This is a genomic window from Microbulbifer sp. THAF38, from assembly GCF_009363535.1.
Taxonomy (GTDB): Bacteria; Pseudomonadota; Gammaproteobacteria; order Pseudomonadales; family Cellvibrionaceae; genus Microbulbifer.
The window spans coordinates 3913726-3938833 of record NZ_CP045369.1; the positions used below are offsets into that span (position 1 = coordinate 3913726).

General features: G+C 51.6%; 18 protein-coding genes. 15 read left to right on the plus strand and 3 right to left on the minus strand.

The genetic code is table 11. From position 1 onward, the window contains the following. Positions 1-48 precede the first annotated feature (48 nt). Together FIU95_RS16975 and FIU95_RS16980 are read left to right on the plus strand one after the other, a co-directional pair. The gene (locus FIU95_RS16975; protein ID WP_253868706.1) at positions 49-1023 is read left to right on the plus strand and encodes an FHA domain-containing protein; all 975 of its coding nucleotides are present in this window, start codon (positions 49-51) and stop codon (positions 1021-1023) included. Between the two features lie 378 nt (positions 1024-1401). Then, positions 1402-3948 (plus strand): serine/threonine-protein kinase, encoded by a 2547-nt coding sequence (locus tag FIU95_RS16980; protein WP_152454886.1) that lies wholly within the window; start codon positions 1402-1404, stop codon positions 3946-3948. Here the strand turns inward: FIU95_RS16980 and FIU95_RS16985 are convergent. Next, a complete protein-coding gene (locus FIU95_RS16985) occupies positions 3945-4445 on the minus strand; it encodes a hypothetical protein (RefSeq protein ID WP_152454887.1) in 501 nt (166 codons plus the stop codon). The two genes, FIU95_RS16980 and FIU95_RS16985, sit on opposite strands and share 4 nt — an antisense overlap. A gap of 534 nt (positions 4446-4979) precedes the next feature. On the opposite strand from FIU95_RS16985, the gene FIU95_RS16990 reads away from it, so the two are divergent. The 6 genes from FIU95_RS16990 to FIU95_RS17015 all read left to right on the plus strand — a co-directional run bounded on the left by FIU95_RS16990 (position 4980) and on the right by FIU95_RS17015 (position 12272). Further along, the gene (locus FIU95_RS16990; RefSeq protein ID WP_152454888.1) at positions 4980-6761 is read left to right on the plus strand and encodes a PLP-dependent aspartate aminotransferase family protein; all 1782 of its coding nucleotides are present in this window, start codon (positions 4980-4982) and stop codon (positions 6759-6761) included. A gap of 111 nt (positions 6762-6872) precedes the next feature. Then, positions 6873-8177, plus strand: coding sequence for a S1C family serine protease (locus tag FIU95_RS16995; RefSeq protein ID WP_152454889.1), 1305 nt, complete (start codon positions 6873-6875; stop codon positions 8175-8177). After that, entirely contained in the window at positions 8168-9202 is a 1035-nt protein-coding gene (locus tag FIU95_RS17000) for an FHA domain-containing protein (RefSeq protein WP_152454890.1), read from the plus strand. Before FIU95_RS16995 ends, FIU95_RS17000 begins: the two co-directional genes overlap by 10 nt. Then, positions 9202-10275, plus strand: coding sequence for a histidinol-phosphate transaminase (gene hisC, locus FIU95_RS17005; RefSeq protein WP_152454891.1), 1074 nt, complete (start codon positions 9202-9204; stop codon positions 10273-10275). Before FIU95_RS17000 ends, hisC begins: the two co-directional genes overlap by 1 nt. A gap of 76 nt (positions 10276-10351) precedes the next feature. After that, positions 10352-11263 (plus strand): penicillin-insensitive murein endopeptidase, encoded by a 912-nt coding sequence (mepA, locus tag FIU95_RS17010; protein ID WP_253868708.1) that lies wholly within the window; start codon positions 10352-10354, stop codon positions 11261-11263. A 4-nt stretch (positions 11264-11267) separates the two neighbouring features. After that, on the plus strand, positions 11268-12272 hold the full coding sequence (locus FIU95_RS17015; protein ID WP_152454892.1) for a D-alanine--D-alanine ligase: 1005 nt from the start codon (positions 11268-11270) through the stop codon (positions 12270-12272). Positions 12273-12360: 88 nt separating this feature from the next. Here FIU95_RS17015 and FIU95_RS17020 read toward each other — a convergent pair whose 3' ends face one another. After that, on the minus strand, positions 12361-12930 hold the full coding sequence (locus FIU95_RS17020; protein WP_152454893.1) for an HNH endonuclease: 570 nt from the start codon (positions 12928-12930) through the stop codon (positions 12361-12363). Between the two features lie 806 nt (positions 12931-13736). Between FIU95_RS17020 and FIU95_RS17025 the strand changes: the two genes are divergently transcribed. The 7 genes from FIU95_RS17025 to tcuB all read left to right on the plus strand — a co-directional run bounded on the left by FIU95_RS17025 (position 13737) and on the right by tcuB (position 22996). Next, positions 13737-15215, plus strand: a complete 1479-nt coding sequence (locus FIU95_RS17025) for a PQQ-dependent sugar dehydrogenase (protein ID WP_172975442.1) — start codon at positions 13737-13739, stop codon at positions 15213-15215. Positions 15216-15296: 81 nt separating this feature from the next. Further along, positions 15297-15548: an exodeoxyribonuclease VII small subunit gene (locus tag FIU95_RS17030; protein ID WP_152454895.1), complete on the plus strand. Its 252-nt coding sequence runs from the start codon at positions 15297-15299 to the stop codon at positions 15546-15548. A 1-nt stretch (position 15549) separates the two neighbouring features. Beyond that, positions 15550-16458 carry a (2E,6E)-farnesyl diphosphate synthase gene (gene ispA, locus FIU95_RS17035; RefSeq protein WP_152454896.1) on the plus strand — a complete coding sequence of 303 codons (909 nt, stop codon included), beginning with the start codon at positions 15550-15552 and terminating at the stop codon, positions 16456-16458. Between the two features lie 94 nt (positions 16459-16552). Further along, the gene (gene dxs / locus FIU95_RS17040; RefSeq protein WP_152454897.1) at positions 16553-18469 is read left to right on the plus strand and encodes a 1-deoxy-D-xylulose-5-phosphate synthase; all 1917 of its coding nucleotides are present in this window, start codon (positions 16553-16555) and stop codon (positions 18467-18469) included. Between the two features lie 132 nt (positions 18470-18601). Then, a complete protein-coding gene (locus FIU95_RS17045) occupies positions 18602-20452 on the plus strand; it encodes a DUF885 family protein (RefSeq protein WP_152454898.1) in 1851 nt (616 codons plus the stop codon). Between the two features lie 101 nt (positions 20453-20553). Beyond that, positions 20554-21942 carry an FAD-dependent tricarballylate dehydrogenase TcuA gene (tcuA, locus tag FIU95_RS17050; RefSeq protein WP_152454899.1) on the plus strand — a complete coding sequence of 463 codons (1389 nt, stop codon included), beginning with the start codon at positions 20554-20556 and terminating at the stop codon, positions 21940-21942. Next, on the plus strand, positions 21929-22996 hold the full coding sequence (gene tcuB, locus FIU95_RS17055; RefSeq protein WP_152454900.1) for a tricarballylate utilization 4Fe-4S protein TcuB: 1068 nt from the start codon (positions 21929-21931) through the stop codon (positions 22994-22996). Before tcuA ends, tcuB begins: the two co-directional genes overlap by 14 nt. 18 nt (positions 22997-23014) lie before the next feature. On the opposite strand, the gene FIU95_RS17060 is transcribed toward tcuB, so the two are convergent. After that, the gene (locus FIU95_RS17060; protein WP_152454901.1) at positions 23015-25099 is read right to left on the minus strand and encodes a TonB-dependent receptor; all 2085 of its coding nucleotides are present in this window, start codon (positions 25097-25099) and stop codon (positions 23015-23017) included. Positions 25100-25108 lie beyond the last annotated feature (9 nt).

Genomic DNA, 25108 nt, shown 5'->3' on the forward strand with positions numbered 1-25108 from the left:
AAGCTCCAACTCAGCCCCCGGCGTAACCCGGAGTAAAAGGACAAGACAATGGCTTGCTTACAGCATCCAGACAGGGATCAGCCCGTATACCTGATGGCCCACCACACTATCGGCCGCCGTCAGGGGGCCGTGGACACTCGCATCACCAGTGCCGAAATCTCTGGTATTCACGCGGCTATTCAGTGGACCGGTACTCATTGGAACATTCGCGACCTCAGCCGCAATGGGACCTGGTTAAATGGCCAACAGCTGGTTCCGGCCAAGAGCTACCCATTGCAAACCGGGGACAAGGTTTGCTTTGGCCGAGTCAATAACCCCGCCTGGGTGGTCGAGAATCTCGATGCCCCAGAGAACTTACTGATTGACCTGAAAACCGGGGAAGCCCAACCTCTGGAGCAGTACCACCTGCTGCCAGATGAAAGTGAACCCCTCGCCAGCCTACATTTCAGTCCGGTCACCGCCCAGTGGCAGTATGAGTTTACCGGCGATACTGGCGAGGACGGCAACAAGCGCCTGGTAAATCACGGAGATCGCATTGATTGCGGCCTGCAAAGCTGGCAACTGTTTCTCGCCGATAACCAGGGCGCAACCAAAGAGCTCTCATTGCAGCAACTGTCTATTACAGACTTCGGGTTGCGCTTTTCTGTCAGTTCCCACGAGGAACATGTCCAATTACAGCTGCAGCGAGAGGGCATGAAGCAGTCCCTGCCGGCGCGAATTCACAACTACCTGCTACTGTATCTAGCCCGGGCACGCTTCCGCGATATGCAAAATGGTATGGATGCAGACTCTCAGGGCTGGGTTTCTATCCAGGTAGCCACCCATGAGCTGGGCATCACCGTCAACCACCTGAATACCCAAATTTTTCGTGCACGCAAGCAAATCTCTGAGTCATTACCAGATGCGGTAGATACCTCAAATTTGGTAGAGCGACGCTCCTGGGAAATTCGCCTGGGTTGCCACCAGTTTGAAATCTATAAAGGTACTCAGCTGGAAGCAAAGACCGAAGTACAGGAAGCCTAATTTTTGGCCTCTGGCCTTTCTTCTTACCCCCAGTCGCCAAAAGATCGCTCTGTGCCTATTACTGTAATACCCTGACAGGCATGGAGCCTCGACCTTATCTCATAAGCCCTAGCTTACTCAAAAGAAAGTCAGGCTTTTCTGTCATTTGTGACTATTGGTTAGAGCTGCTCCAGGTTTGTGATTACCGAGCGACAACTCGCTTGTTCTGCTTCTTAAAGTAAAGACTTTAAAAACCTTAAATTGCCGTTTTCTGCAACCGATAGCAATCCAAAAGAAATGGAATAACGTGAACCATTTCCCCTGAAGAGAGGACAGATGGCTTCACGAAAATGTACTATCAGGTAGAATCCCCTATCCATCCGAAAAGAACTAAATACAATGGACGTAGTTGCGCTGGAGAAAACTGACGTATATCAAGGCCGCTATAGGGTAGAGCGCACCCTTGGCGCTGGCGGTATGGGTGTTGTCTATCTGGCTGAAGATGTAAAGCTAGGGCGTAAGGTTGCCATCAAGCAGTTACGCTCTGATATGACAGGCAACTCTGCCGAGGCCCGCTTTCGCAGCGAGGCACAATTATTAGCCAGACTGAACCACCCCAACATTGTACGTTTGTACGATGTTCTGGAGGAAGATCATAATATCGCCCTGGTCATGGAATTAGTTGAAGGCGTTACCCTCAAAGAGTGGATGCGCGAGCACAACGCCACACTGGCTGAAAAACTCGACCTGCTGATGCAGATCTGTCAGGGGCTGGGTAAAGCCCACTGCCTGGGGATTATCCACCGGGATTTAAAGCCCGAGAATATCCTTGTCACCAATGATGGCGTCGCCAAGATCACCGACTTTGGAATCGCCAAGGCTCTAGATTGCGACCAGCAACTCACCAGAGAAGACCATATCGCCGGTAGCGTACAGGCAATGTCTCCTGAACAGTTGCAAGGCGCACCACTTGATGCTCGTAGCGATCTATTCAGCCTCGGCAGCATTGCCTATGAATTACTCTGCGGGTACAAACCGTTTGAGCGTGGCGACAAAAGTGCACTGGCTTTTGCCCAGCAAATTACCAGTAAGCCTCATATTCCACCGCAACATGCTTGGCCAGAAATACCCAAGCCTCTCGCTGCCTTGTTAGATAGATTACTTGCTAAGCGCCCAGAGCAACGCCCTGAGTCTGCGGAAAGGGTTTTTGAGGCTCTTGAGCTGGTACGTAAGCATGGAATTGACAGAAACACACTGCAATATTCTGAGACAGTCACTCAGCTACTGATTAAACCACGAAAGAAACGCAGGCTTATTGGCTCCACTTTAGCAATCCTAACGATAGTCGGAGCTTTTGTTTTCTGGGGCTGGAAAACTCTTACATATCTTCCTTCACAATATATTGCCATACTACCCACTCAAATAAATGGAGTAGTGCAAGGGGGGGATATGGAAATATTGATGAGAACTATGGTTAGGCAAGCACTTTCAAGTGCCCCATCCCAGTTAAAGTCAAGTGCCTTAGTCAGCTATACCCCAGAAAAAAATGTAAGCTATGAGGAGCAATTAAGAAAACTACAAAACAAAGGCGTCACGGATGCTTTATTAGCCCGCTTAGACTGTATGCAATTGCGCTGTAATATTGAATTACAGCGAATAAAACCTTCAGACAGTGAAATTCGCCAACAGGCCAGTTTTGTATTCCTCAGCGATAAAATACAGGAAGCCCAATATACGATTAGTAACAGTGCCGTTCGGCTCTTCTCAAAAAACTATCGAAAAAAACCAAATGCTTCCTCTAAAATGGATCCTGAAGACTATAGCCGCTACTTAGTAGTTCTATCTAAAACTGATAGCGATCAAATTGTAGGCCCTGCAGACCTAAAGGTCCTTGAAGAACTGATTGGTAAGTACCCAGCTAATACAAATCTCTATTCTTCATATACAAAAGTAGTTTTAAAAATATGGGGGGCGACTAATGATAGCCAACTTCTCACCAAAACCTTAGGTATTCTAACGAGTGCGGAGGGAATGGGGGCTGATAAAACAGCTTTACTTGAAGCAAAACTTGCCATCAAGTCTGTAAGTCAAGATAGGCAAGGCTTTGAATCAATACTCGCAAAAATTGAAGCTCAAGGCCACCCATCTGCACATCTACTTACCCAGTTCGCTCGCCACCAATACATCCATGGGGACTATAAACAAAGCTTAGCTTTTTCCAAAGAAGCTACAGCCCTAAATCCCTCTTTCAATAATTACTACTACATTGTTATAAATGAGCTAGCACTAGCCAACTATGATTCGGCAAGAAAAATTCTAAAAAAAATGATCAATATGTATCCAGAAAGGTGGAAGGCTCACAATATATTAGGGGTTATAGAGCTAGAAACTGGAAACCTAGATAGTGCAGAGAATGTTCTTACCTCTATCCCAGAAGCATTACGTGACCCAATCACAAAATCAAATTTAGGGACAGTATATTTTCTTCAGGGAAAATATGAACTTGCCTTGCAAGTATATCTAGAAATTTTAAACTCAACTCCAAATAATCTTCGAATGATAACCCAAACAGCAGAGACATACTTAATGCTATCTAACGTTGAAAGTGCTCAGACACACTTTCAAAAAGTTATTAATCTAACTGAAAATTCTACGTTTCTAAAAGATAGACAATTTAGAGCTGAAGCTCTCGCATATTTAAGCATGACGCCTGCTTCAATCGCCCTCATCAAAGATTTATTAAGAGAAGCCCCAGAAAGTACATACGTTAAACATACGGCTGCGCAGGTTTACGCCCTCGCTGAAGAGTGGCAGTCAGCAAACTACCACCTTGAAGATCTAATCAGTAAGGGAATGACTAAAGAGTGGTTTACCCTGCCAGCATTCCAACAACTTTGCCTTCAACCGCAAACTTCACAGGTTGTGCGGGAGTCTATTTGTCACTAACCACTGTTGGCTTGCCCTGGAATCGGGTTGACTCCAGCTTCTGGATCACCAGAAACGAAGTGCATTCCCGTCTCGGGGTCTACGCACATCCATAGGAAATTAAAGCGATCCGGAATTTGCTCTTTATCCTTAATTTTGATGACTAACTTAGTGTAATCTCCATCCACTTCCTTTGCGCGAGCTCGGAATTGGTGACGAAAGTCCGGGCTCAGCGCAATAACGCCATCAAGCCTATGGTTTTGCTTGAAACGAACAAACTCCAATTCACGTCCAGGAACTTCAGATAAATCCAAGCTAACCCTAAGAGTAAGCACACCACCTCTGTGAATCCCAAAACGCATATTACCAAAATGCTCTTCCGGGTTATCGGCATTAAACAGAGGCCAGTATTGCGGCTCACCATCTTTTTGCTCTCTAGGCCGTAAAACCAGATCCAGTTTCAAGCCTTCTTTAGGTACCTCGCACTCCAGTACGGGTAAATCGGCACAAGTGCTCATCGTTCATCCCCTTGTAAGCATTTGTTATTTGGTGTCATCCTGAGACGTTTTTTCATGTGTAAAATACGTCTGTGACTGCGTCATGATAACCAGTTCCGTTTCGAAAAAAAGCCGGCAGTAGCAATCCTGCCGGCCCGGAATGATGGTCCCAACCATCGACGGTTACAACAACACTATCAAGAGCAAAATTTGGCATCCGTGCCCCGGGCAAGCTCATCCAAAAGTTCCGACTAAGACTCTGCACCCGTCGGTTCCAGCTTGTCCGCTCAGCTTGCGCTGATTCTTCCCACTTCACGCACCTCCGACAGTGCGAGAATACAAAATCCATCCGAAATGTTGCGGGGGCTGCCCATCCGTGGCTGGGAACCGCTTTCACAATCTCCCGTACCCCCTCAACTGGTAGCTACTTTACGAATCCGGCGATTACAGGTCTATCACGGCCAATTACAAGGAATTACACGCCAAGTATTTTATCCTTTCTCTTAGACTGTTAGAGTCATCTAATAACAAAAAGCATCACCTAATGAGGATACGATGGAAGCGAATCTCGAAGATGTAAAAATTCTCTCACCCCGCCGCAACAGCACTAAGGCCACTAATATTGCGGAGCTTGCTCGGGAGCAACTCCAGCATTTTTGTATTGATCGGGAGTCGGCGCACGGGCGTTTACTGGAGCAAACTGCGGCGCAGTTATATCAGGCCCAGGGCAACTTGAATCAGCTCTGGAGCCAGGTAAACGAAACGCTGAATCGACTGGATCGGTCCGACAAAATTGCCTACTTCAATGCCAAACGCTTTATGAGTTTCCAGCTGGCAAAACTGTTAGACACCCTACAAAATCCACTGCGAGCCAGCTTTCAGAGCCTGCAAGGGGACGATTTCAATATCACCACCCGCGGTGGCTACCCACTGTTCGATAATATCCCTGCGATTTTTTCCGCTACGCCAGTAATCGCACGCACCGCTACTTATATCTATGCCTGTACCGAATGGGTGGATGACGCCTTCCGCGGCCGGGAACCCAGTCACGATATCTACTCACGCCTACTCAACCCCACTTCTATCTCCCTGGCCAACGCCATAGTGGATCTGGAGTGCGGACCGGCGGCCAATGAATATATGGCCTGGAACTTCAACTCTGGAATGGCCGCCATTGATGCGCTGCTTTCCAATCAGCTACGCCGCGACGATATTTTGATCGTCTCGCGTAATATTTACGGTGGTGTGCACCAGCTATTACAGGACTTTTATGCACGCCCCGATAAGCTGGCAATCCAGCTGGTTTGGTTTGATGGTACCAGCGGCGAAGATTTTGAAAAATTGCTTGCCGACACCCTGCGCGATTATGCCGATGCCCTTCAGCAGGGTTCCAAACTTCATGTCTATATCGAGTCGCCCTGCAATCCCCACGGTATCATGCTGGATGTACCAGCCATCTGTAAGGCTGCGCACCAGGAAAATATTCTGGTCAGTTTGGATGCCACCCTGGCCACTCCTTTCCTCTATCAGCCACTGCGCCGCAAAGATCGCGAGGAAAGACCGGACTTTGTAGTGCACTCCTACACCAAGGACATTGGTGGCACAGGCGCCGCGACCGCCGGCGTAGTAATAGGGGAGAACCATCGTATGTTTATTCCCAAGGGAGACAGTGCTAAGGGGCTGAACTGGGATCAGTGCATGTTCTGGGATGTGTATTACATCAAAGGTGCCTTCCTCGATGCAGACAAGGCCTGGGAAGTGCACTGCGGTATGCGCACCTTGGAAATGCGCATGTTGACCAAGTGCATCAATACCCTTTGCCTCAGCCATTTCTTCGCCAGCCACAGTAAAATCCGGGTGAATAGCCATGCAGTGGAAAGCCACCCGAACTCAACGCTGCGTGAAACCCTGATGCGCTATCAGCTGCCGACGCCACTGTTCAGTATCGATATGGAAGCGGCACAAATTCCTACAGAAGCTTTCAAGAGCTTCTTCGATGCGCTGGAGCCCGCTTTTGGCCAAATGGTGAGCCTGGGACAGACCAACACCATGATACTCTGCCCTGCACTCACCTCTCACTCCGAACTCTCTCCTCAAGCCATGGAGGCGGCAGGAATATTCTCAACCACAATCCGTATTTCCGTGGGAGATGAAAACATGGCCCAGCTGGCGGCTCATGTGATCAGTTGTGCGCGCCTACACCTGGATCCGGTCAGCCCAGGGTTTAGTGAAGGCTTTATGTCACCACAGGAGGCGGATGCAATTTTTACGCGCTTTTATCTGGAGTCGCATCAAAAAGTCGTAGAGGCACAGCCGAAAATCATCGACTACCTATAAAGGGATTGAAAAGCGGGGGGCACGGCTAATATCCTCGGCCGTGTCCCGCTTGTTGCACTACTCTATATCCCGTAGTATCACCGCTTCTGTCCATAATTTAATCAAACAAAAATGCCGAATTTTTCCGCCCAACTTCTGGCCTGGGTGCTCTTCTGTTTCTCAACTCTGGCTATGGCACAGGGATATGAGCAGCTTTACAGCGATTACCGTGGCAGCCTTTATCAAATCCGCCTGATCGAGAAATCTTCTAATTCCAAAGCCGGGCTCGGCTCAGGCTTCCAGATTTCAGCCGACGGCCTACTCGCCACTAATTACCATGTCGTTGCTCAAGCAGTCAGCGACCCGGATAAATACATACTGGAATACCTTTCAACCGATGGCACCAAAGGGACCCTAAAGCTTCTGGATATTGATGTCGTCAACGACCTGGCACTACTACGCCAGGACAAGCCGGGCAAGGAGTACCTGCAACTCGCCACTGAAACGCCGAAACAAGGCGAAACCATTGTCTCCCTCGGCAACCCCCTGGATCTTGGAATGACCTTGATACCAGGCACCTACAACGGTATAGCCGGAGGTAGTTTTTATGATCGCATTCACTTCGCCGGCTCCATCAACCCTGGAATGAGTGGTGGCCCTGCGATTAATACCCGTGGCCAGGTAGTAGGCATCAATGTGGCGACTGCCGGAAATCAGGTGAGCTTTCTGGTACCGGTGGATAAACTGATCAGCCTGCTAAAACACTTCCATCGGCGCAATGTGGCATTGGACCTTCAAGAGGTCACCTACCAACAACTGCTCGACAATCAACAGCGTATTATTGATTCCATACTGGAGGCAGACTGGCAACGGCGTTCTCTGGGTGAGGCCAAGGTCGTCGGAGAAATAGTGCCTGCCATTAAATGCTGGGGTAACAGTGAGGAAGACAGCGACAATCCCATCAAGCGCATCGACAAAGGTTGCACCGGACAGGATGTGATTTTTCTCTCCGATGAATTCAATACCGGCCGAGTGGAATACGAGTTTTTCTGGCTTGAAGCCGAAGGCCTTCTACCAGCGCGTTTTTATGCAGAATACGAACACCAGATGAGCACCTTTTATCCCGGCAACAGCGCTGGCGAAGAGGATGTCACCAACTTCCACTGCCGCCAGGGGTTTACCTCCCAACCACGCAATGGGAATGGCAATGGCCCTCAATCCAAGCCTGAACGGAGTAAAAAGCCTTTAATTAGCCGCACCAGCTATTGTGTCAGGCGCTACAAAAACTTCCCCGACCTTTACGATATCTTCTTCTTGAGCCTCAGCGTGGACCAAAAAAATCGCGCGCTGGTCAGCCACTTTACTCTATCCGGCTTTACCCGGGAGTCTGCCGACGCCTTTGCCGAGAAGTTCACGAGCGAAATCCAATGGCACTGATAATTGAAGAACTCAACCGCGCTCACCGGGTACAGATGCGCTATCGCATGGATGGCGACAAATTCACCCTGGGCCGTGCTTACAGTAACGACGCTATTCTGGAAGATATTCATACAGATGGGCGCCATGCGGAAATTCGCCGGGAAGAAGATGGCAATTACATTCTGCACGACCTAAATACGGTCAATGGCAGCCAGCTGTTGGGAAACCTGAAGGACCGATCGATTAAACCAGGGGAAATTTCTTCTCATCAGATTTCCTCTGGAGACCTGATACAGTGTGGCAAGTCGCGCTTGCGGATCTTCAATTGCGACGACAGCGTTGCCGAGGCCACGCCACTGCACTCGCTGGAAAACCTGTTTGCCAGCCTGTCCCACCCTCTATACGCCATCCTCCTGGTGCTCGCTGTGGCTCTGTCCACTGCGCTGCTCAGCTATCTCGGCTACGCGCGCACTTACCAGTGGACTATTGCTGTCAATATTTTGGCGAGTGCGGTGATCGGCCTGGTTATTTATGCGGGCGTTTGGGCTTTCGTAGGCCGGGTGGTGCGTCACGAAACACACTTTTTTGCCCACCTCTCCATCGCCGCCATTGGCGCACTCACTTATGCCGTCTGGGAGTGGTTCGGCAGTGTGCTGAATTACAACTTTGCCATCGGCAATACCATGGAGGTCCTGGATTTCCTGGTACTCGCTATCATCTTGCCCGCCATGCTCTGGTGCGCTTGTTACCTAGCGACCAATCTTGGGCGCGCTTGGCGATGGGCCGTGGCTTTGATACTGCCAATCGGATTTTTAGGCCTCGGCCTGGTGGAAACAATCGGCTCGATTGATGACTTCAGTGAAACACCTGAGATTTCTACCGAACTCAAATACGATAATATGTTGCTGCGTAAACCGGTGCCCATGCAGGAATTTATCGCCGGTTCCGCGGCACAATTTGATATTCCCATCAAAAATGACGAGTCAGAGAAAGGAAGCAGGGACAGCTCTTCCGCAGAAGACGATAGCGCAGAGGTAGAGTAGTGAATACATCGTTTTGGAGTCCCGGCCTGGAGAAGCTGGAGCCGTATACCCCCGGTGAGCAGCCCAGTGGCACAACCCTGATTAAGCTAAACACCAACGAGAACCCCTACCCTGCCTCACCTCAGGCACTGGCACTCTTGGCACAGAGAAATTTTGCCGATGCTCTGCGGCGCTATCCAGACCCAGAGTCCTGTGAGCTGCGCGCAGCTATCGCTGAGCGTTACGGCCTAAATGATAAGCAAGTCTTCGTCGGCAATGGCTCCGATGAGGTTCTAGCGCTGAGCTTTTACAGCTTTTTCCGCCGCAACGAACCCTTACTATTCCCTGATATCACCTACAGCTTCTACCCGGTGTACTGCCAGCTCTTTGGCATAGAGTCTCGTAGCATCCCCCTTTTAGAAGATTTCAGCCTCGATGTGGAGGGTTTCTCGGGTGCCGCTGGCGGGGTTATTATCCCCAACCCCAACGCTCCTACAGGACGCCACCTGTCGCTCGATAGGGTTGAGGCACTGCTGCAGCTGCAGCCAGAGCGGGTGGTCATTATCGATGAGGCCTACATCGACTTTGGGGGCGAGAGTGCCACCCAGCTAATCGAGCAATACCCCAACCTACTGGTAATTCACACCCTGTCGAAGTCCTATGCGCTGGCCGGCCTGCGTCTCGGCTTTGCCATGGGCCAGGAGCACTTGATCGAAGGACTGCTGCGCGCAAAGAACTCCTTCAATTCCTACCCTATCGACGCGATTGCCCAAGAAGTGGCTACTGCAGCCATTCGCGATAGAGCCTGGCACGAGGACAATTGTGACAAGGTGATCGCCACACGCTCAAGAACAGAGGAGGCCCTGCTGGAACTGGGATTCGAAGTTGTTCCCTCCATGGCGAATTTTATTTTGGCGAAGCCACCAGCCCCCGGTGCCGAGACTCTCTACTTGGCCCTGCGTGAACGGGGTATTCTGGTGCGCTACTTCGATAAGCCCCGTATCCGCGAGTACCTACGCATTTCCATTGGCACCGATAAAGAAATGGATCAACTCATAGGGAACTGCAAAGAGATACTTGCGTCACAGAGCTAGTACACTGTCTGTCTATACTCGTCGGGTCCGCGCCTCGCGCAACCCGACCACCAGACTTACCGGTAACTAGGGATTTATGTCTCTCTTATTTTTTAAGCGCCCCAGACTGTTCGCCAACATCAAGTTATTCACCCGCTCATTGGTTATCGCCTCTGCCGCTCTAGGCTTCCAGGCCCAGGCCAATCCCTGGGAGGAGAGCGAGAGGCCCAGCGCTCAAGATTCAGCCAGCATAGGCACCTACACCAATGGCTGCCTGGCCGGAGGGGAAACCCTCCCACTGCGCGGAGAGGGCTACCAGCTGGTTCGCACCGGTCGCGATCGACATTTCGCGCACCCAAATACCATCGCTTTCCTGAAGGACTTTTCCCAAAGTGTCGCGCAAAGTAATCTCGGCAGAATACAGATTGGTGATATGTCGATGGCGCGCGGCGGCCCCTTTGGCAGCGGAGGACATAGCAGTCACCAGACCGGTCTGGATGTGGATATCTGGTATTCACAGGACAGACGCGCCGCAGAGCGTGCGCTGACAGAATGGGAACGCGATAATATCTCCGCTATCCCCTTGGCAGATACTCGCCAGCACCGTTTGATTGAGGAGAACTGGGACGAGCGAGTACCCAAGATCCTCCGTATGGCCGCTGAAGACCAACGGGTCGAACGTATATTTGTCCACCCCACCATCAAGCGTCATTTATGTGAAGTTTCCGGCACCGACAATGAGTGGCTGCGCAAGATTCGGCCCTGGTGGGGACACAATTATCACTTTCATGTACGACTGTCCTGCCCGGCCGGCAGCAGCGACTGTAAACCCCAGGCCCCCGTGCGCACCGCACCCTGCGGCAATGACCTTGACTGGTGGTTTAGCGAGGAGTTCTACGCAATACTGAACGGCACTAAGACCCAACCGACAAAACCCAAACCCAAGACGATGCCGCAACAGTGTCAGCAAGTTTTACTGGCACCCCCGGCCGGCACCACGACGGAATAACTCTATGATCAACACCTTGCTTATCTGCGGCGGTGGCAGCAGCGAGCACGAAGTGTCCCTGCGCACCGCAGACTTTATTGAAGGGCAACTGGCAGAATCCGAAGATATCGCCCTAATGCGAGTAGAAATGGACTCGAGCGGTTGCCTTACCGATAAAGAGGGCCGCGTCTACCATATCTTCTACGATGGCAAAATTCGCGATGAAGAAGGCAATGCCTGGAATGTAGATTACGTTATCCCCGCGATCCACGGATACCCTGGGGAAACGGGCGATCTACAGTCCCAATTAGATATGTACGGTATTCCCTATTTTGGGTCAGCACCCGAGGCGAGCAAAATTTGTTTTAATAAAATTAAAACAAAAATGTGGCTGAGTGCACTGGGAATCGATAATACCCCCTATTTATTCTTACACAGCCTTGAAGCTGAGGAACTGGGCAAAGCCCACGCAGCACTGGAAGAATGGGAGGCGGTTTTTGTTAAAGCGTCAAACCAGGGCTCCTCGGTGGGCTGCTTCAAGGTCAGTCGCAAGGAAGATCTAGAAGATGCAGTAGCAGAAGCATTTACCCTCTCATCCTACGTGCTGATCGAAAAAGCGCTAAATGCTCGCGAACTGGAGGTCGCGGTGTACACCTTTGGCGAAGAGCTGATAGCCACCCACCCCGGAGAGGTCCGCGCACCGGCAGATACTTTTTATACCTACAAAGAAAAGTATGCCTCCGGAAGTCGTGCTGAGACTTTTATTAAAGCTAAGGGCCTCAATGAAGAACAACTCGCGTGGATTCAGGAAGTCTCATTGCGTACTTTTAAGGCGCTCAAACTCAAAGATCTATCCCGCATTGACTTTTTCCTGACGGAGGAGGGGGAACTCTATCTGAATGAAGTGAACACCTTTCCCGGCATGACCCCCAACTCTATGTTCCCCAAAATGATGCAAAACCACGGTCATGATTTCACTGAGTATCTAACTGGCCAGATTCGCTCATCCGTAGCTCAATCAGAAAATTGAGGTCTATTTTAGCTTTTGCCTAAAAAAGTGAAACATTAAAAAAAGGGGCCCTTTGCCCCTTTTTTTAATTTCAATAACTCCCCGAGAATTAATGTAACAACCAGTCCTGCTGGCGACGACGGGAAAACTGACTGCGCAGAAATTCCATCTGATCCCCACGTATCCGCTCACTATTAATCAAAGCCAAATATTCCGCAGCATTGGGGCAAAAGGGCAAGGCCAGTAATTCCATATCAATATCTTCAAGCAAATAATTGCCCTTGTGCTGATTACAGCGGCGGCAGGCTGTGACTACATTTTCCCAGGAATCCATCCCTCCCTTCGACACAGGGATAACGTGATCTCTGGTCAACTCGAACGATTTGAAAATATTGCCGCAATAGAGGCAGGTATGGACATCCCGAAAAAAAAGTGCGCGGTTTGTGAGTGGCGGACGACTGCGTGGGCGCGCCATTCGAGCACCGCCACAAGCTATGATCGATGCCAGATCCAAGGTGGACCGCTCACCATTTCGATTAAACCCACCGCGTACCCGCTGTACTATGCCCCCCAGAGACCAGGTAACCAGATCGCGTACATACAAGCAGGAGGCCTCCTGCCAAGTGAGCCAATCTAATGGTTGCCCCGCCAAATTCAGGCGTAAAATTCGCGCTTGCATGACCTCGCCTCCCCGCAATTAAACAGAAAAACCCGGCCCACTGCCGCTATAACGAGCAAAGTGGAAATTTTTAAAGCGCCCAAAAGCCCGCTTTGAAAGACCAGCTGGAAACAAGAGAGAAGAAGTTGAACCTGAACAGGAGTGTCCAGTTTCGATAGGACATTGAAATGATTAGAGAGACGACCCGCTGATGATTTCACTGACAATTTGACAACAGCCCAGCAATGAGGGAATGCCAGGGCATAAACGGGCACCGCTAATGATTGATTGCTGAATGCGCCATCCTCCACCGGCCCGAGCAATTATGGCCGACCTCTCATCATTAAAGCGGATAAATATTACAAATTCCAGACAAGTACGAACTTAACTTACAATAAAATGGCAGCCACTAAGAATAATCTACTAGAGAAAGAGTCAAGAGTGTGAGGGGTAACAAGCAGGAGTTATTTAGAGAATTAGCTGGGGCTTGAAGCATTTAAAACACCGCCCAGGCAATCCGGCCCGGGCGGTGCGTCTCACAGGATGGTGCCCATATCCATAGGGCGAGCGGCGCATTCCTTTTATCCTTTGCCGCAGAGTTGCAGTCCCTTTTGCGTCCCTGCCAGTTAATTATGGACATCAAGCGAAAAAAAAGTAGGGGCAATCTGCTGAATTTTGTGTAAGACATATCTCACAAGGTGAAATATTTCTTTCATAAAAGAAGGGGAGACCCGATGGGAGCACTGTGCTAAAACAAGGCTCAGTGCATGAGCGCGGCCACTATAAACACCTTTATTTCAAGTTCAATCGATACAGGGAATAAGACGTTGAAATATACGCTAATTTTTTTGCTTATCTTCAGCGCCGTTGTTTCAAGCGCCTTCACTGTGGTTTCTTCGGGTATTAGCGTGCCCTGGCGCCAGATAACTGGTGGCGCAAAAACCAACGAACAGAAAGTTCTTCAAAAATTATCTGCCGCCACTGGCTATCAACTAGAACTATTCGCCGATGATGTGCCCAATGCACGCTGGCTGGCAATAACCCGTTCGGGGGATATCCTGGTTTCCCAACCAAAGAAGGGACAAGTTTCTCTTTTATCCCCCGACCGCAATGGTGATGGGCGCGCTGATAGCCAGCGCATCTTGATTGGCGATCTCAACCGACCACATGGACTTCTACTGCATGAGAACTGGCTTTACATCGCAGAAAGCGATGCTGTTGGCAGAGTGCCCTTCGATCACTCCGATGCCCGTTTGGCTGGACGATACCAAAGAATCGTCGAAGGCCTGGAGGACAGCGGCCACTGGACCAAAACCCTCGAGAAGGGCCCGGATGGCTGGCTATACCTGAGTAGTGGCTCCAGCTGTAACGTCTGTGTAGAGAAAGATCGCCGCCGCGCCAGCATCATGCGCCTACGTCCCGATGGCAGTGATCTAAAAATATTCGCCACCGGTTTACGCAACAGCGTGGGGTTTGACTGGTCACCCAAGGATGGCGGACTCTACGCCACCGATAACGGTCGAGATTGGCTTGGCGACAACCTGCCACCCGATGAACTCAACCTGATCCATCCCGACAAATTCTATGGCTGGCCTTATGCCTATGGCGACCGGGTGCCAGACCCAGATTTTATCGATGATGAAGACCCCACCATCAAAGAGATGATCACCTCTTCCCTGCCACCAGTGCACGAGTTTGCCGCACACAATGCTCCACTCGGCATCCGCTTCCTGCGCAGTCCGGAGCAACCCGCAGGTTATCGTGGGGCCGCGTTAGTCGCATTGCACGGCTCCTGGAATAGAAGTGTAAAAGATGGTTACAAAGTGGTTTCCCTGCACTGGGATGAAGGTGGAAAGATCTCCCAGCGGGACTTCCTCTGGGGCTTCCTCAGCGAAAACCGCAAGGAGGTTTCCGGCAGGCCAGTGGCAATTGCCGAGGATGGTAAAGGCAATATTTATATTTCCGACGATTACACAGGAGCCATCTATCGTCTCTCACCCACCGCTATCCATCAAAAAGTAAAGTTATCAGCGGAAAAAGCACCTACCACACCTAGGGTACCCAAGAAACCGCCGCCAACCGATGCCACCGCCGCGCGCGAGGGAAGAGCACTTTACCTCAGTCACAATTGCGCCCAGTGCCACCAGCAGCAAGTGCCGTTAACCGGACTCAACAAAAAGTACACATTACAAAGCCTGGCGGACTACTTTGATGCCCCAACGCCCCCGATGCCCAGGTATGACCTTACCGAGAAGCAGAAAAAAGCACTGGCTCATTACCTGCTATCGCGCGAAGCCCTGCAATAACCCTTATCAGCCTCTGAGTAGTGCCAATTGACCCCTGCCGCGCCAACGGCTAAGGTTGCCCCGCAATTACGAGGCGATGCTATGGCGGCAAAGAAAAAATCGGCAACTTTTGAACAGAGCCTGGAAGCCCTGGAAGAATTAGTGGAGCGCCTGGAGGCGGGTGATCTGCCCCTGGAAGAGGCCCTGGCCGACTTTGAGCAGGGAGTCAAACTCACCAGAGAGTGCCAGAAAAAACTCGCCAGCGCCGAACAGAAGGTCAAAATGCTCATGGAGGAAAACGGCAGTATTCGCGAGCTCCCGTTCGAAGCCGACGACTCCACGGGCGACCTCTAAAATGAATGCCCCAACCCCGCCCGCTGAGCTGAGTGCTTTCCTTAAGAGCTCTTCTCAGCGCGTTGAAACCCGACTGCGCGATACCCTGGCCGAGTCTGTCCCCGGTGCAAATAAGCTCTTCGAGGCCATGCGCTATGCTGCCCTTGGCCCCGGCAAGCGCCTGCGCCCAGCACTCGTCTACGCCTGCGCCCAGATCTTTTATGGAGTGGATTTCGATCCAGCCAAATGCGATGCCAGCGCCGCTGCCCTGGAGTGCATTCACGCCTACTCGCTGGTGCATGACGACCTGCCGGCCATGGATGACGACGATCTGCGTCGTGGCCGTCCTACCTGCCATATCGCTTTTGACGAGGCCACGGCCATTCTCGCCGGTGATGCACTGCAAACCCAGGCATTCGAACTGCTGTTGGCCGATAGCACCGAACCCACAGTAAAGTTAGAGCTTATCTCAGAGCTCTCCAGGGCATCCGGCAGCCGAGGGATGGTGGCGGGCCAGGCCATAGACCTGGATTCTGTGGATAAAACCCTCTCCCTGGCACAGCTGGAAAAGATGCATCGCCTGAAGACGGGCGCCCTCATTCGCGCCAGTGTGCGTATGGGCGCCCTCCTCGGCGGGGCCGACAGAAGTCAACTGGAGGCGCTTACCCTCTACGCTGAGGCCATTGGCTTGGCTTTCCAGGTACAGGACGACATCCTCGATATCACTGCAGACACTGCGGTGCTGGGTAAAACCCAGGGCGCGGATGCCCTGCTCAACAAACCCACCTATGTCTCCCTACTGGGCCTCGATGGCGCCAAAGAGAAGCTGCAGGGCTTGCACAGGGAGGCCCTGGATGCCCTCAAAGCCCTACCGGGCGATACACTATTGCTGAGGCAGCTGGCAGATTATATCGTCCAGCGCGGCCACTAAGTCGGGGCTCCCGCCCCGCCACTGGGATGCAATATGCCCGTCACAGGCATACAATCCCCCTCACTAATACCATCTGTAGCAATTGAACCGTTTGATGCTCGAAGATATTCCACGCACTCGCCCGCATACGCCACTGCTCGACGCCATCGACGAGCCGGCACAGCTGCGCGCACTCGATGAACGCCAACTGCCCGAACTCGCCAGTCAACTGCGCGAGTACCTGTTGTACTGTGTCGGCCAAACCGGCGGGCACTTCGGCGCCGGCCTGGGTGTGGTAGAGCTGACCATCGCCCTGCACTATATCTACAACACACCGGAAGACCGCTTGGTCTGGGATGTGGGTCACCAGACCTACCCGCACAAGATCCTAACAGGCCGCCGCGAGCAAATGCTCACCATGCGCCAGCAGGGCGGCCTGTCAGGCTTCCCCAAGCGCAGCGAAAGCCCCTACGACACCTTTGGTGTCGGCCACTCCAGCACCTCCATCGGCGCAGCCCTGGGTATGGCCCTGGGCTCTCCCGACGAGCGCAAAGTTGTGGCGGTAATTGGCGACGGCGCAATGACAGCCGGCATGGCCTTCGAGGCGCTCAATCACGCATCTCACACCGGCCGGGATATGTTGGTTGTTCTGAATGACAACAGCATGTCGATCTCTAAGAATGTCGGCGGACTAGCCACCTATTTCGCCAAGATTCTCGCCAGCAAAACCTATCTCAATATGCGCGAGGGCAGCCGCAAGATACTGTCGGCTATCCCCAAGGCCTGGCAGCTGGCGCGCCGCACCGAAGAACATGTCAAAGGCATGATCACCCCCGGCACCCTGTTCGAGGAGCTGGGCTTCAACTACGTGGGGCCACTAGACGGGCACAATATGCACGACTTGGTGCACACCCTGCGCAACCTGCGCAGCCAGCCTGGTCCCCAGCTACTGCATATCGCTACGACCAAAGGCAAAGGCTTTGGACCGGCGGAAGCCGATCCGGTGGGCTACCACGCATTGAACAAGCTTGAGCCTGAAAGCAAGGTCCAGGTGGCCGTACCGGGCAGGAAGAAGCTCCCCAAATACCAGGATATTTTCGGTCAGTGGCTATGCGACACTGCCGAAAAGGACGAACGTCTGATCGGCATTACTCCTGCCATGTGTGAGGGCTCCGGTATGGTGGAGTTCTCCAAGCGATTCCCCCAGCGCTTCCACGATGTGGCGATCGCCGAGCAACACGCCGTAACGCTTGCCGCCGGTCTCGCCTGCGAGGGACAGAAGCCGGTGGTGGCCATTTACTCCACCTTCCTGCAGCGCGGTTACGACCAGATGGTGCACGACGTGGCTATCCAAAATCTGGATGTCACCTTCGCTATCGACCGCGCCGGTCTAGTCGGTGAGGACGGCCCGACACACGCCGGCAGCTTCGACCTGACCTTTATGCGCTGCCTGCCCTACCTGGCTATCGCCGCACCCAGTGACGAAAATGAGTGCCGCCAGTTACTGTATACCGCCTACAAGCACAAAGGTCCCGCAGCGGTACGCTACCCCCGCGGCACCGGCATGGGCACGGCGATCGAAGAAGAAATGCGCGAGCTACCTATTGGTAAGGGCCGCCTACTGAGCAAGGGCAGCGGCGTGGCCATTTTGAATTTTGGTACTCTGCTCGCCCCAGCTATGGCAGCGGCCGAGCGCCTCGGCGCCACCCTCGCTGATATGCGCTGGGTCAAGCCATTGGACGAGGCCCTGATCGATGAACTCGCTGACAGCCATCAGTTACTGGTTACCATCGAGGAAAACACCGTAGCCGGCGGTGCTGGCAGTGCCGTTATGGAGTACCTCAACAGCTCTGCGCGAACGCAACCGGTTCTGCAATTGGGACTGCCCGACCGCATCATTGAGCACGGTAAGCACAAGGACCTTCTCGCAGCTATAGGCCTCAATGCCGAAGGTATCGAGGAACAAATCCGCCGGCGCTTACAGCTACTTAACCGGCACAATTTTAACGACCGCGCTGCAGCCGCCAACTAACCATACGGGCCCGATAGCCACCAGGGGTATCGGGCTGCCAGGTTCACAATTCTGCGGCGCACTATTGATTCGACGAGACCGCCTGGCCCAGCGCCTTTCTATCAATCGACTTCCGCACGCCTTGGGGGAAAGATGTCACTACTCAAGAAAACCTTTATCGCATCCATCGGCTTGTTTGCCAGCGTTAGCGCTACCGCCATGGATCAGAAAGATTTCAAGAAGGCTTTTCGGGCCCTGCCCACAGAAAATGTCTCTGAGAGGCTGACTGCCCTGCAAGACCTGCGTTATCGCTGGATTATGGAGAGCTTTCCCAGCCGGGCCACTTATGAGGGCTATCCAGGCCAAAATGATCGCTGGGTGGATAATTCAAGCAGGGCCATGCAACAGCGACAGGAACAGACTCGTCAGCTATTAGGCGCAACCCGAAACCTAAATGTTGACGCACTGCCCGAGCAACAACGGCTCGACTATCAGCTGCTCTACCAGGATCTCCTCGGCGAGGTAAAGGGCTTTCAGTTTCCTGAGCACCTACAACCCATCACCCATATGAGCGGCATCCAGCGCTATGTGCCGAGCGTGCTTAACAGCATGCCACGCAGTAAGGCTGCTGATTACGAAGAGATTCTGGCGCGCTTGTCAAAGCTTCCAACTTTGGTAACACAAACACAGGCCCTGATGCAGCAGGGGCTAAGTAATGGAGTTACCCCGCCGCAAATTACCCTGCGTGACCTACCGCGGCAGATCCGCGCGCTGACCCCAAAAAATCCCGAGCATAGCCCTCTGCTCAGTGCTTTCGCAGAAATGCCCAAAGCGATCCCCCAAGCGAAACAAAAGAGCCTGCGCCAACGGGCCTTGACCATCTACAACAGCCAGTTGCTACCGGCTTGGCGGGACATGGCGGAATTTATCGAGAGAGAATATATTCCCGGAGCACAGAAAGACATTGCCCTCAGCAGCCGCCCCGATGGCCTGCGCTGGTATGCGTACAAAGTAAATGAGAACACCACCACTGACTTAAGCCCGGAAGAAATTCACCGCATTGGCCTGGCCGAGGTGAAGCGTATCCGCGGTGAAATGGACAGGATTATTCAGAAGACCGGCTTTAAGGGCGACTTCAAAGCATTTACCGAATTTTTGCGCACCGACCCGCGCTTCTACCATACCAGCCGCGAGGATTTACTAAGAGACTACCGGGATATCGCCAAACGTATCGATGGCGAGCTACCTGCGCTGTTTGGCACCCTGCCCAGAATGCCCTATGGCGTTAAACCCATTCCCAGCTATTCAGAGCAGTCACAGACCACCGCCTATTACCAGCCGGGCTCCAATGAAGCTGGGCGTGCGGGTATTTTCTATGCCAATACCTATAACCTGCCCAGCCGCCCCAAGTGGGAAATGGAGGCGCTGACGGTGCATGAGGCCATGCCTGGCCACCATTTGCAGATTGCCCTGGCCCAGGAGCAAGCCGATATTCACCCATTGCGGCGTATGGCACTTTACACCGCCTTTGTGGAAGGCTGGGGGCTCTATTCCGAGAGCCTCGGTTATGACCTGGGTTTGTACAAAGACCCCTATAGTGAATTCGGTGCGCTGACCTACGATATGTGGCGCGCAGTGCGTCTAGTTGTAGACACCGGTATGCATCAACTGGGCTGGAGCCGGGAGCAGGCGATTGGCTACTTTATGGACAATAGTGCCAAACCTCTACACGACGTCACCGTGGAAATTGACCGCTACCTGGTCTGGCCCGGACAGGCCCTGGCCTACAAGCTGGGGCAGCTCAAAATTAAAGAGCTGCGTGAGGAGGCAGAGGAAACCCTGAATAGCAATTTCGATATTCGCAGTTTCCATGACGCTCTGTTAGGTGCAGGTGCGCTGCCGCTCAATATTCTCGAAGAGCGTATGGATAGCTGGCTGGAAAGCCAGGTTTCAGTATCTGTTCACATAGACACACAGCAAGTTGAACAACCCGCCACCAGCTGACGATTTTTTGCGGCAGGAATTGCCTGCCCGCCTATTTATTCTCAATTTTCACCTACCTTTTGCAATGGAACACTGATCCATTGCAAAAGGGTTTTCTACCGTTGAACAATCACTACGACCTCGCCGTAATTGGGGGTGGCAATGCCGCTCTGTGCGCAGCTATAACTGCTGCCGAACTTGGGGCCAAGGTGATTATTCTAGAAACTGCCCCCAAGCCCTATCGAGGCGGCAATTCCCGCCACACCAGGGATATACGCTGTATGCACCGAGGCCCCCTGGGCCCACTGGAAGGTGATTACAGTGAAGACGAGTACTATGAAGACCTGCTAAAAGTTACCGGAGGTAAAACCAATGAGCAGTTAGCCCGGCTGGTTATACGCTCATCGGAAAAAGCGCTTCCCTGGATGCAAAAGCACGGCGTTCATTTCCAGCCGCCTCTGTCCGGCACTCTATCCCTCACACGTACCAATGCCTTTTTCCTCGGCGGCGGTAAGTCCCTGATTAACGCCTATTACCGAACTGCAGACAAATTAGGCATTGATGTGCTGTACCGGGCACACGTTAAGCACCTGCAGCTGAAAGGCAATCTTATTGCTCGTGTCGACTATGTTTACGAGGGACAGCAATACCAAATTGAACCCAGCTCAGTTGTAGTTGCCTCCGGCGGATTTGAAGCCAATCTGGAATGGTTGGAAAAAGCTTGGGGCCCACCCGCCGAAAATTTCCTGATACGCGGAACACCTTATAACCGAGGCGTGGTCTTGGAAGATTTACTGGAGCAGGGCGTGCAGTCCGTCGGAGATCCCACCCAATGCCATGCAGTAGCCATTGATGGGCGAGCGCCGAAGTTTGATGGTGGTATAGTAACCCGCCTGGATTGTGTCCCCTTTTCCATCGTCGTTAACAAGGAAGGCCAGCGCTTTTATGACGAGGGAGAAGATATTTGGCCTAAACGCTATGCCATCTGGGGCCGCCTTGTCGCACAACAGCCAGACCAGGTCGCTTTTGCAATTATCGACTCCAAGTCTTTAAAAATGTTTATGCCATCGGCATTTCCTCCGACCGAGGCGAACACCTTGGAGGAGCTCGCGGAAAAAACCGGTTTACCCTCTGAAAAACTGATCGATACCATAGCAACCTTCAATGCAGCTTGTGGCAATAGTGACGCTTTTCACCCCACCGAGCTGGATAGTGTCACCACCACCGGCCTGACACCAGAAAAAACTAACTGGGCCCGCCCCATCAGCGAGCCACCATTTTACTGCTATAGCTTGCGCACTGGGGTTACCTTCACTTATCTGGCGCTCAAGATTGATAAGAATGCCCAGTGCAGCACTGCCACAGGGCCGGTAAAAAACTTGTGGGCTGCAGGGGAAACCATGGCCGGGTCAATCCTTAGTCAGGGATATCTGGCTGGGTTGGGTATGATGATCGGCACCGTTTTTGGGCGTATCGCTGGCAGGGAAGCCGCTAACTATGCAAATGGATAATTTGGAAGAGGCACGGCGGCAAGCAGAAATCTGTAATGCCTGTCGCTATTGCGAGGGCTACTGCGCCGTTTTTCCAGCACTTCAACTACACCGCTCTTTCTCAGAGGGAACCATCACTCAGCTGGCCAATCTCTGCCACAACTGCCGAGGTTGTTACTACGCCTGCCAGTATACCGATCCCCACGAATTCAATATCAATATTCCCCAAGTCATGGCCGAAGCGCGACAGAAAAGCTGGGAGACTTTTGCCTGGCCGGGAGGTATTGCCAGAATTTTCCAAAAACGCGGCAGTCTGATCGCCCTGGCCGCTGTCATCGGATTTGCCATCATCTTTTATGTAATAAGAGCATTGAAACCCAGTGGTGGCGAGGGCTTCTACGCAATTATTTCTCACGCCACTATGACCAGTATTTTTTTACCGGCCTTTCTTTATCCGCTGTTTAGCCTGGGGATAAGTTTACGTCGCTACTGGAGGAAAGTCGGCGGGGAAAGAATTACCTGGGACCACTTTAAAAGTGCATTAATTTCAGCAGGAAAACTAAAGAATCTATCCGGGGGCCACGGGGATGGATGTAACTTCGAAGAGGAAGACCGATTCAGCAACCAGCGACGATACGCACACCAAGCTGTTCTATACGGTTTTTTATTGTGCTTTGCAGCCACCTGTTCCGGTGCAGTAATGTATTACTTTCTAAACATGCCGGGGCCGTACTCGATTTTTTCTGCACCCAAATTACTTGGTATACCCGGTGGGTTACTCATATTAGTGGGGTGTAGCAAGCTTATTCAGCTAAAGCTCAAGGCTGATCCAGAACTGGGCTCAGCAAGGGTTTGGAGCGGGGAGATGGGGTTTGTTGGCCTACTGTTATTTATTGCACTCAGCGGTCTATTACTATTTGCCCTCGGGGGGACAGGCGCACTCCCCCTACTATTGGATTTACACTTGGGTGCAGTTCTCGCATTTTTTTTACTCACACCCTACACCAAAATGGCTCATGGCTTTTATCGTATGGCAGCGTTGATTCGGAACGCTCAAATGAAAGCCGAAAGTTAAAAGTAAGACCTTATTACACTACCAATCAAAAGTAAGCCCGAAATAAATTGAACGAGGCTCTCCAGGGAAATAACGGCTACCACTAAAACTACTGTAATCAGCACGCTCAGCGTAGGCTTTATCAGTAATATTCAGCACTCGAGTTGAAAATCCATATTGCTCCCATTGCCAGGCCACATGGAGGTTCAGCAAGTCATGTCCTGGATACCGATGAGCATTTTGAGGATCGGTAAAATAACTGCCCTGATGTAACCACTCCAGTTCCGCTGATATAAGAGAGCTGGGCGACCACTTCAGGCGATAGCTACCAAAAGTTCTTGGTGCAGAATCTACAAAATTTCCATCCAGTTCTACGCCCTCTAACTCCCTTTGATCGTCATAGCGATGTTCAGCATAGCTGGTACTACCCTCAAAGCTCAGACTTTCAGAAAACTCATAATTAACCGCTAATTCCAGCCCCCAGTGCCGGGTCTTCCCATTGGACTGGTTAAAGTAATCAGCATCGCGAAAAATTACATTTTCCTTTTCCATTGCATAGGCCACCCACTCAAATGACAGGGGGTCACCCAGCTTCCTCAATCCTATTTCAAAGCTATTGAGCTCTTCAGAGTCCAATTCTGCAACCGTTTGCTCCTTCTGTAAGCGGTATAATTCTGTCGCCTGGGGTACCCGATACCCCTGAGCAATCTGGGTAAATAATTGCCATTCACTATCTAATTGTAATAGTGCGCCCAGCTTGGGGGAGATATTGTTAAATCTATCTTTTCGGTCACTCGGTCGACTAAACCGGCAACCGCCGAAGTCACAAGCCATTCCATTTTCATCGGCACGTCCGGAGAGCATGTTATTGTCGTAATTGTAATGTGCAGACTCAAACCTCACTCCGCCAGTAATTTCCAATTTATCACTAACCTGCCAGTTTACCGATGCGTAAGGAGCGAGATTCCAAGCCGTCACTTCGTAATCATAGTGCTTCCCCACAGGAATCGTCGCCTGAAGAAATTCAGATCCCTCGGTAGTACTCTCTTGCACCTCCAAGAGATATCCCTCGCTTAATTCCGTATCAATACCCGAAACCAGATTCAGATTTTTATCCAGCTCCAGATAATAACTAGTTCTAATTCCAATACTTTCCTGACCATTTTCCTCCAAAGGATGGCCCGGCAAATAATGTTGCAGAAAACGCATTTTGGTTTTTCGAAAATACGGCGACAACTGTATTTGGCTGTCACGATTAATCGGTATATCGATCAGGGAATACATTCTGATAGCATAGGCATCCCGAAATGCCTCTGGGTTGGGGTTTGTACGGCTCAATCGAGGATCTCGATAAGCGCCCGCTCCCTCAACGTAACCCGCAGTTTCCTGGTTCAGGTTTGTAGCTACCAAACGGGTTCGAACTCTGCTATCACCGATATGGCTAACATACTGAACACTGGCTTTTTGCTGGTCCACACCGGAGTAATCTCGATAGCCACCATCGGTCGTCAGATACAAATCTGTACTTATTGCATCACCGTCGATATTAAGACGATGATCCGCCGACACACCCACTCGGTAATAATCGTGAGGCCCCGCCTCAACATTAAGTGATCCCCCCTCACCCCCTACAGGGTCTCGGCTAATAATATTGATCAACCCATGCAATGCATTTGATCCATAAAGCGTACCAGCAGGTCCTCTTATGACTTCAACATGGCGTGCTGTCTCACTAAAAGATTCAAATAACTCATTGGTATTACAAAAGCCAGTTGCTCGCAGTGGAATGCCATCCTCTACTGTGAGTACCCCCCCACAAGCTCCGGCACCCGTCAGTACTGGGGAACGCAAGGCAGGTAGATATTCCTGCCCATTTCCTCGAGCCAGATTTACTCCGGGCACACTCACCAGGCTTTGTTGAATATGGGCGTTACCCGCTTTTTTGAGCACATCATTGTCGACAATAGAAATACTCTCTACCCGCTCTGCAATGTCCTGATCATATCTGCCCGCTGTAACAACCAGAGTCTCTATCTGTGTCTCATTACCGTAAGAAAAGTCAGAAGGAAAACATAACCAGACAGATACAAAAAATAATGAGGCTTCTTTTATTCCATGGGCCATTTTCAACTT

What these genes read in the sequence shown, in the direction of transcription:
- FIU95_RS16980 (WP_152454886.1), top strand. Translation starts at nt 1,402, where the DNA reads ATGGACGTAGTTGCGCTGGAGAAAACTGACGTATATCAAGGCCGCTAT.
- FIU95_RS17015 (WP_152454892.1), top strand. Translation starts at nt 11,268, where the DNA reads ATGATCAACACCTTGCTTATCTGCGGCGGTGGCAGCAGCGAGCACGAA.
- FIU95_RS17045 (WP_152454898.1), top strand. Translation starts at nt 18,602, where the DNA reads ATGTCACTACTCAAGAAAACCTTTATCGCATCCATCGGCTTGTTTGCC.
- FIU95_RS16995 (WP_152454889.1), top strand. Translation starts at nt 6,873, where the DNA reads ATGCCGAATTTTTCCGCCCAACTTCTGGCCTGGGTGCTCTTCTGTTTC.
- mepA (WP_253868708.1), top strand. Translation starts at nt 10,352, where the DNA reads ATGTCTCTCTTATTTTTTAAGCGCCCCAGACTGTTCGCCAACATCAAG.
- FIU95_RS16985 (WP_152454887.1), bottom strand. Translation starts at nt 4,445, where the DNA reads ATGAGCACTTGTGCCGATTTACCCGTACTGGAGTGCGAGGTACCTAAA.
- FIU95_RS17020 (WP_152454893.1), bottom strand. Translation starts at nt 12,930, where the DNA reads ATGCAAGCGCGAATTTTACGCCTGAATTTGGCGGGGCAACCATTAGAT.
- ispA (WP_152454896.1), top strand. Translation starts at nt 15,550, where the DNA reads ATGAATGCCCCAACCCCGCCCGCTGAGCTGAGTGCTTTCCTTAAGAGC.
- FIU95_RS17060 (WP_152454901.1), bottom strand. Translation starts at nt 25,099, where the DNA reads ATGGCCCATGGAATAAAAGAAGCCTCATTATTTTTTGTATCTGTCTGG.
- FIU95_RS17000 (WP_152454890.1), top strand. Translation starts at nt 8,168, where the DNA reads ATGGCACTGATAATTGAAGAACTCAACCGCGCTCACCGGGTACAGATG.
- FIU95_RS16975 (WP_253868706.1), top strand. Translation starts at nt 49, where the DNA reads ATGGCTTGCTTACAGCATCCAGACAGGGATCAGCCCGTATACCTGATG.
- dxs (WP_152454897.1), top strand. Translation starts at nt 16,553, where the DNA reads ATGCTCGAAGATATTCCACGCACTCGCCCGCATACGCCACTGCTCGAC.
- FIU95_RS16990 (WP_152454888.1), top strand. Translation starts at nt 4,980, where the DNA reads ATGGAAGCGAATCTCGAAGATGTAAAAATTCTCTCACCCCGCCGCAAC.
- tcuB (WP_152454900.1), top strand. Translation starts at nt 21,929, where the DNA reads ATGCAAATGGATAATTTGGAAGAGGCACGGCGGCAAGCAGAAATCTGT.
- FIU95_RS17030 (WP_152454895.1), top strand. Translation starts at nt 15,297, where the DNA reads ATGGCGGCAAAGAAAAAATCGGCAACTTTTGAACAGAGCCTGGAAGCC.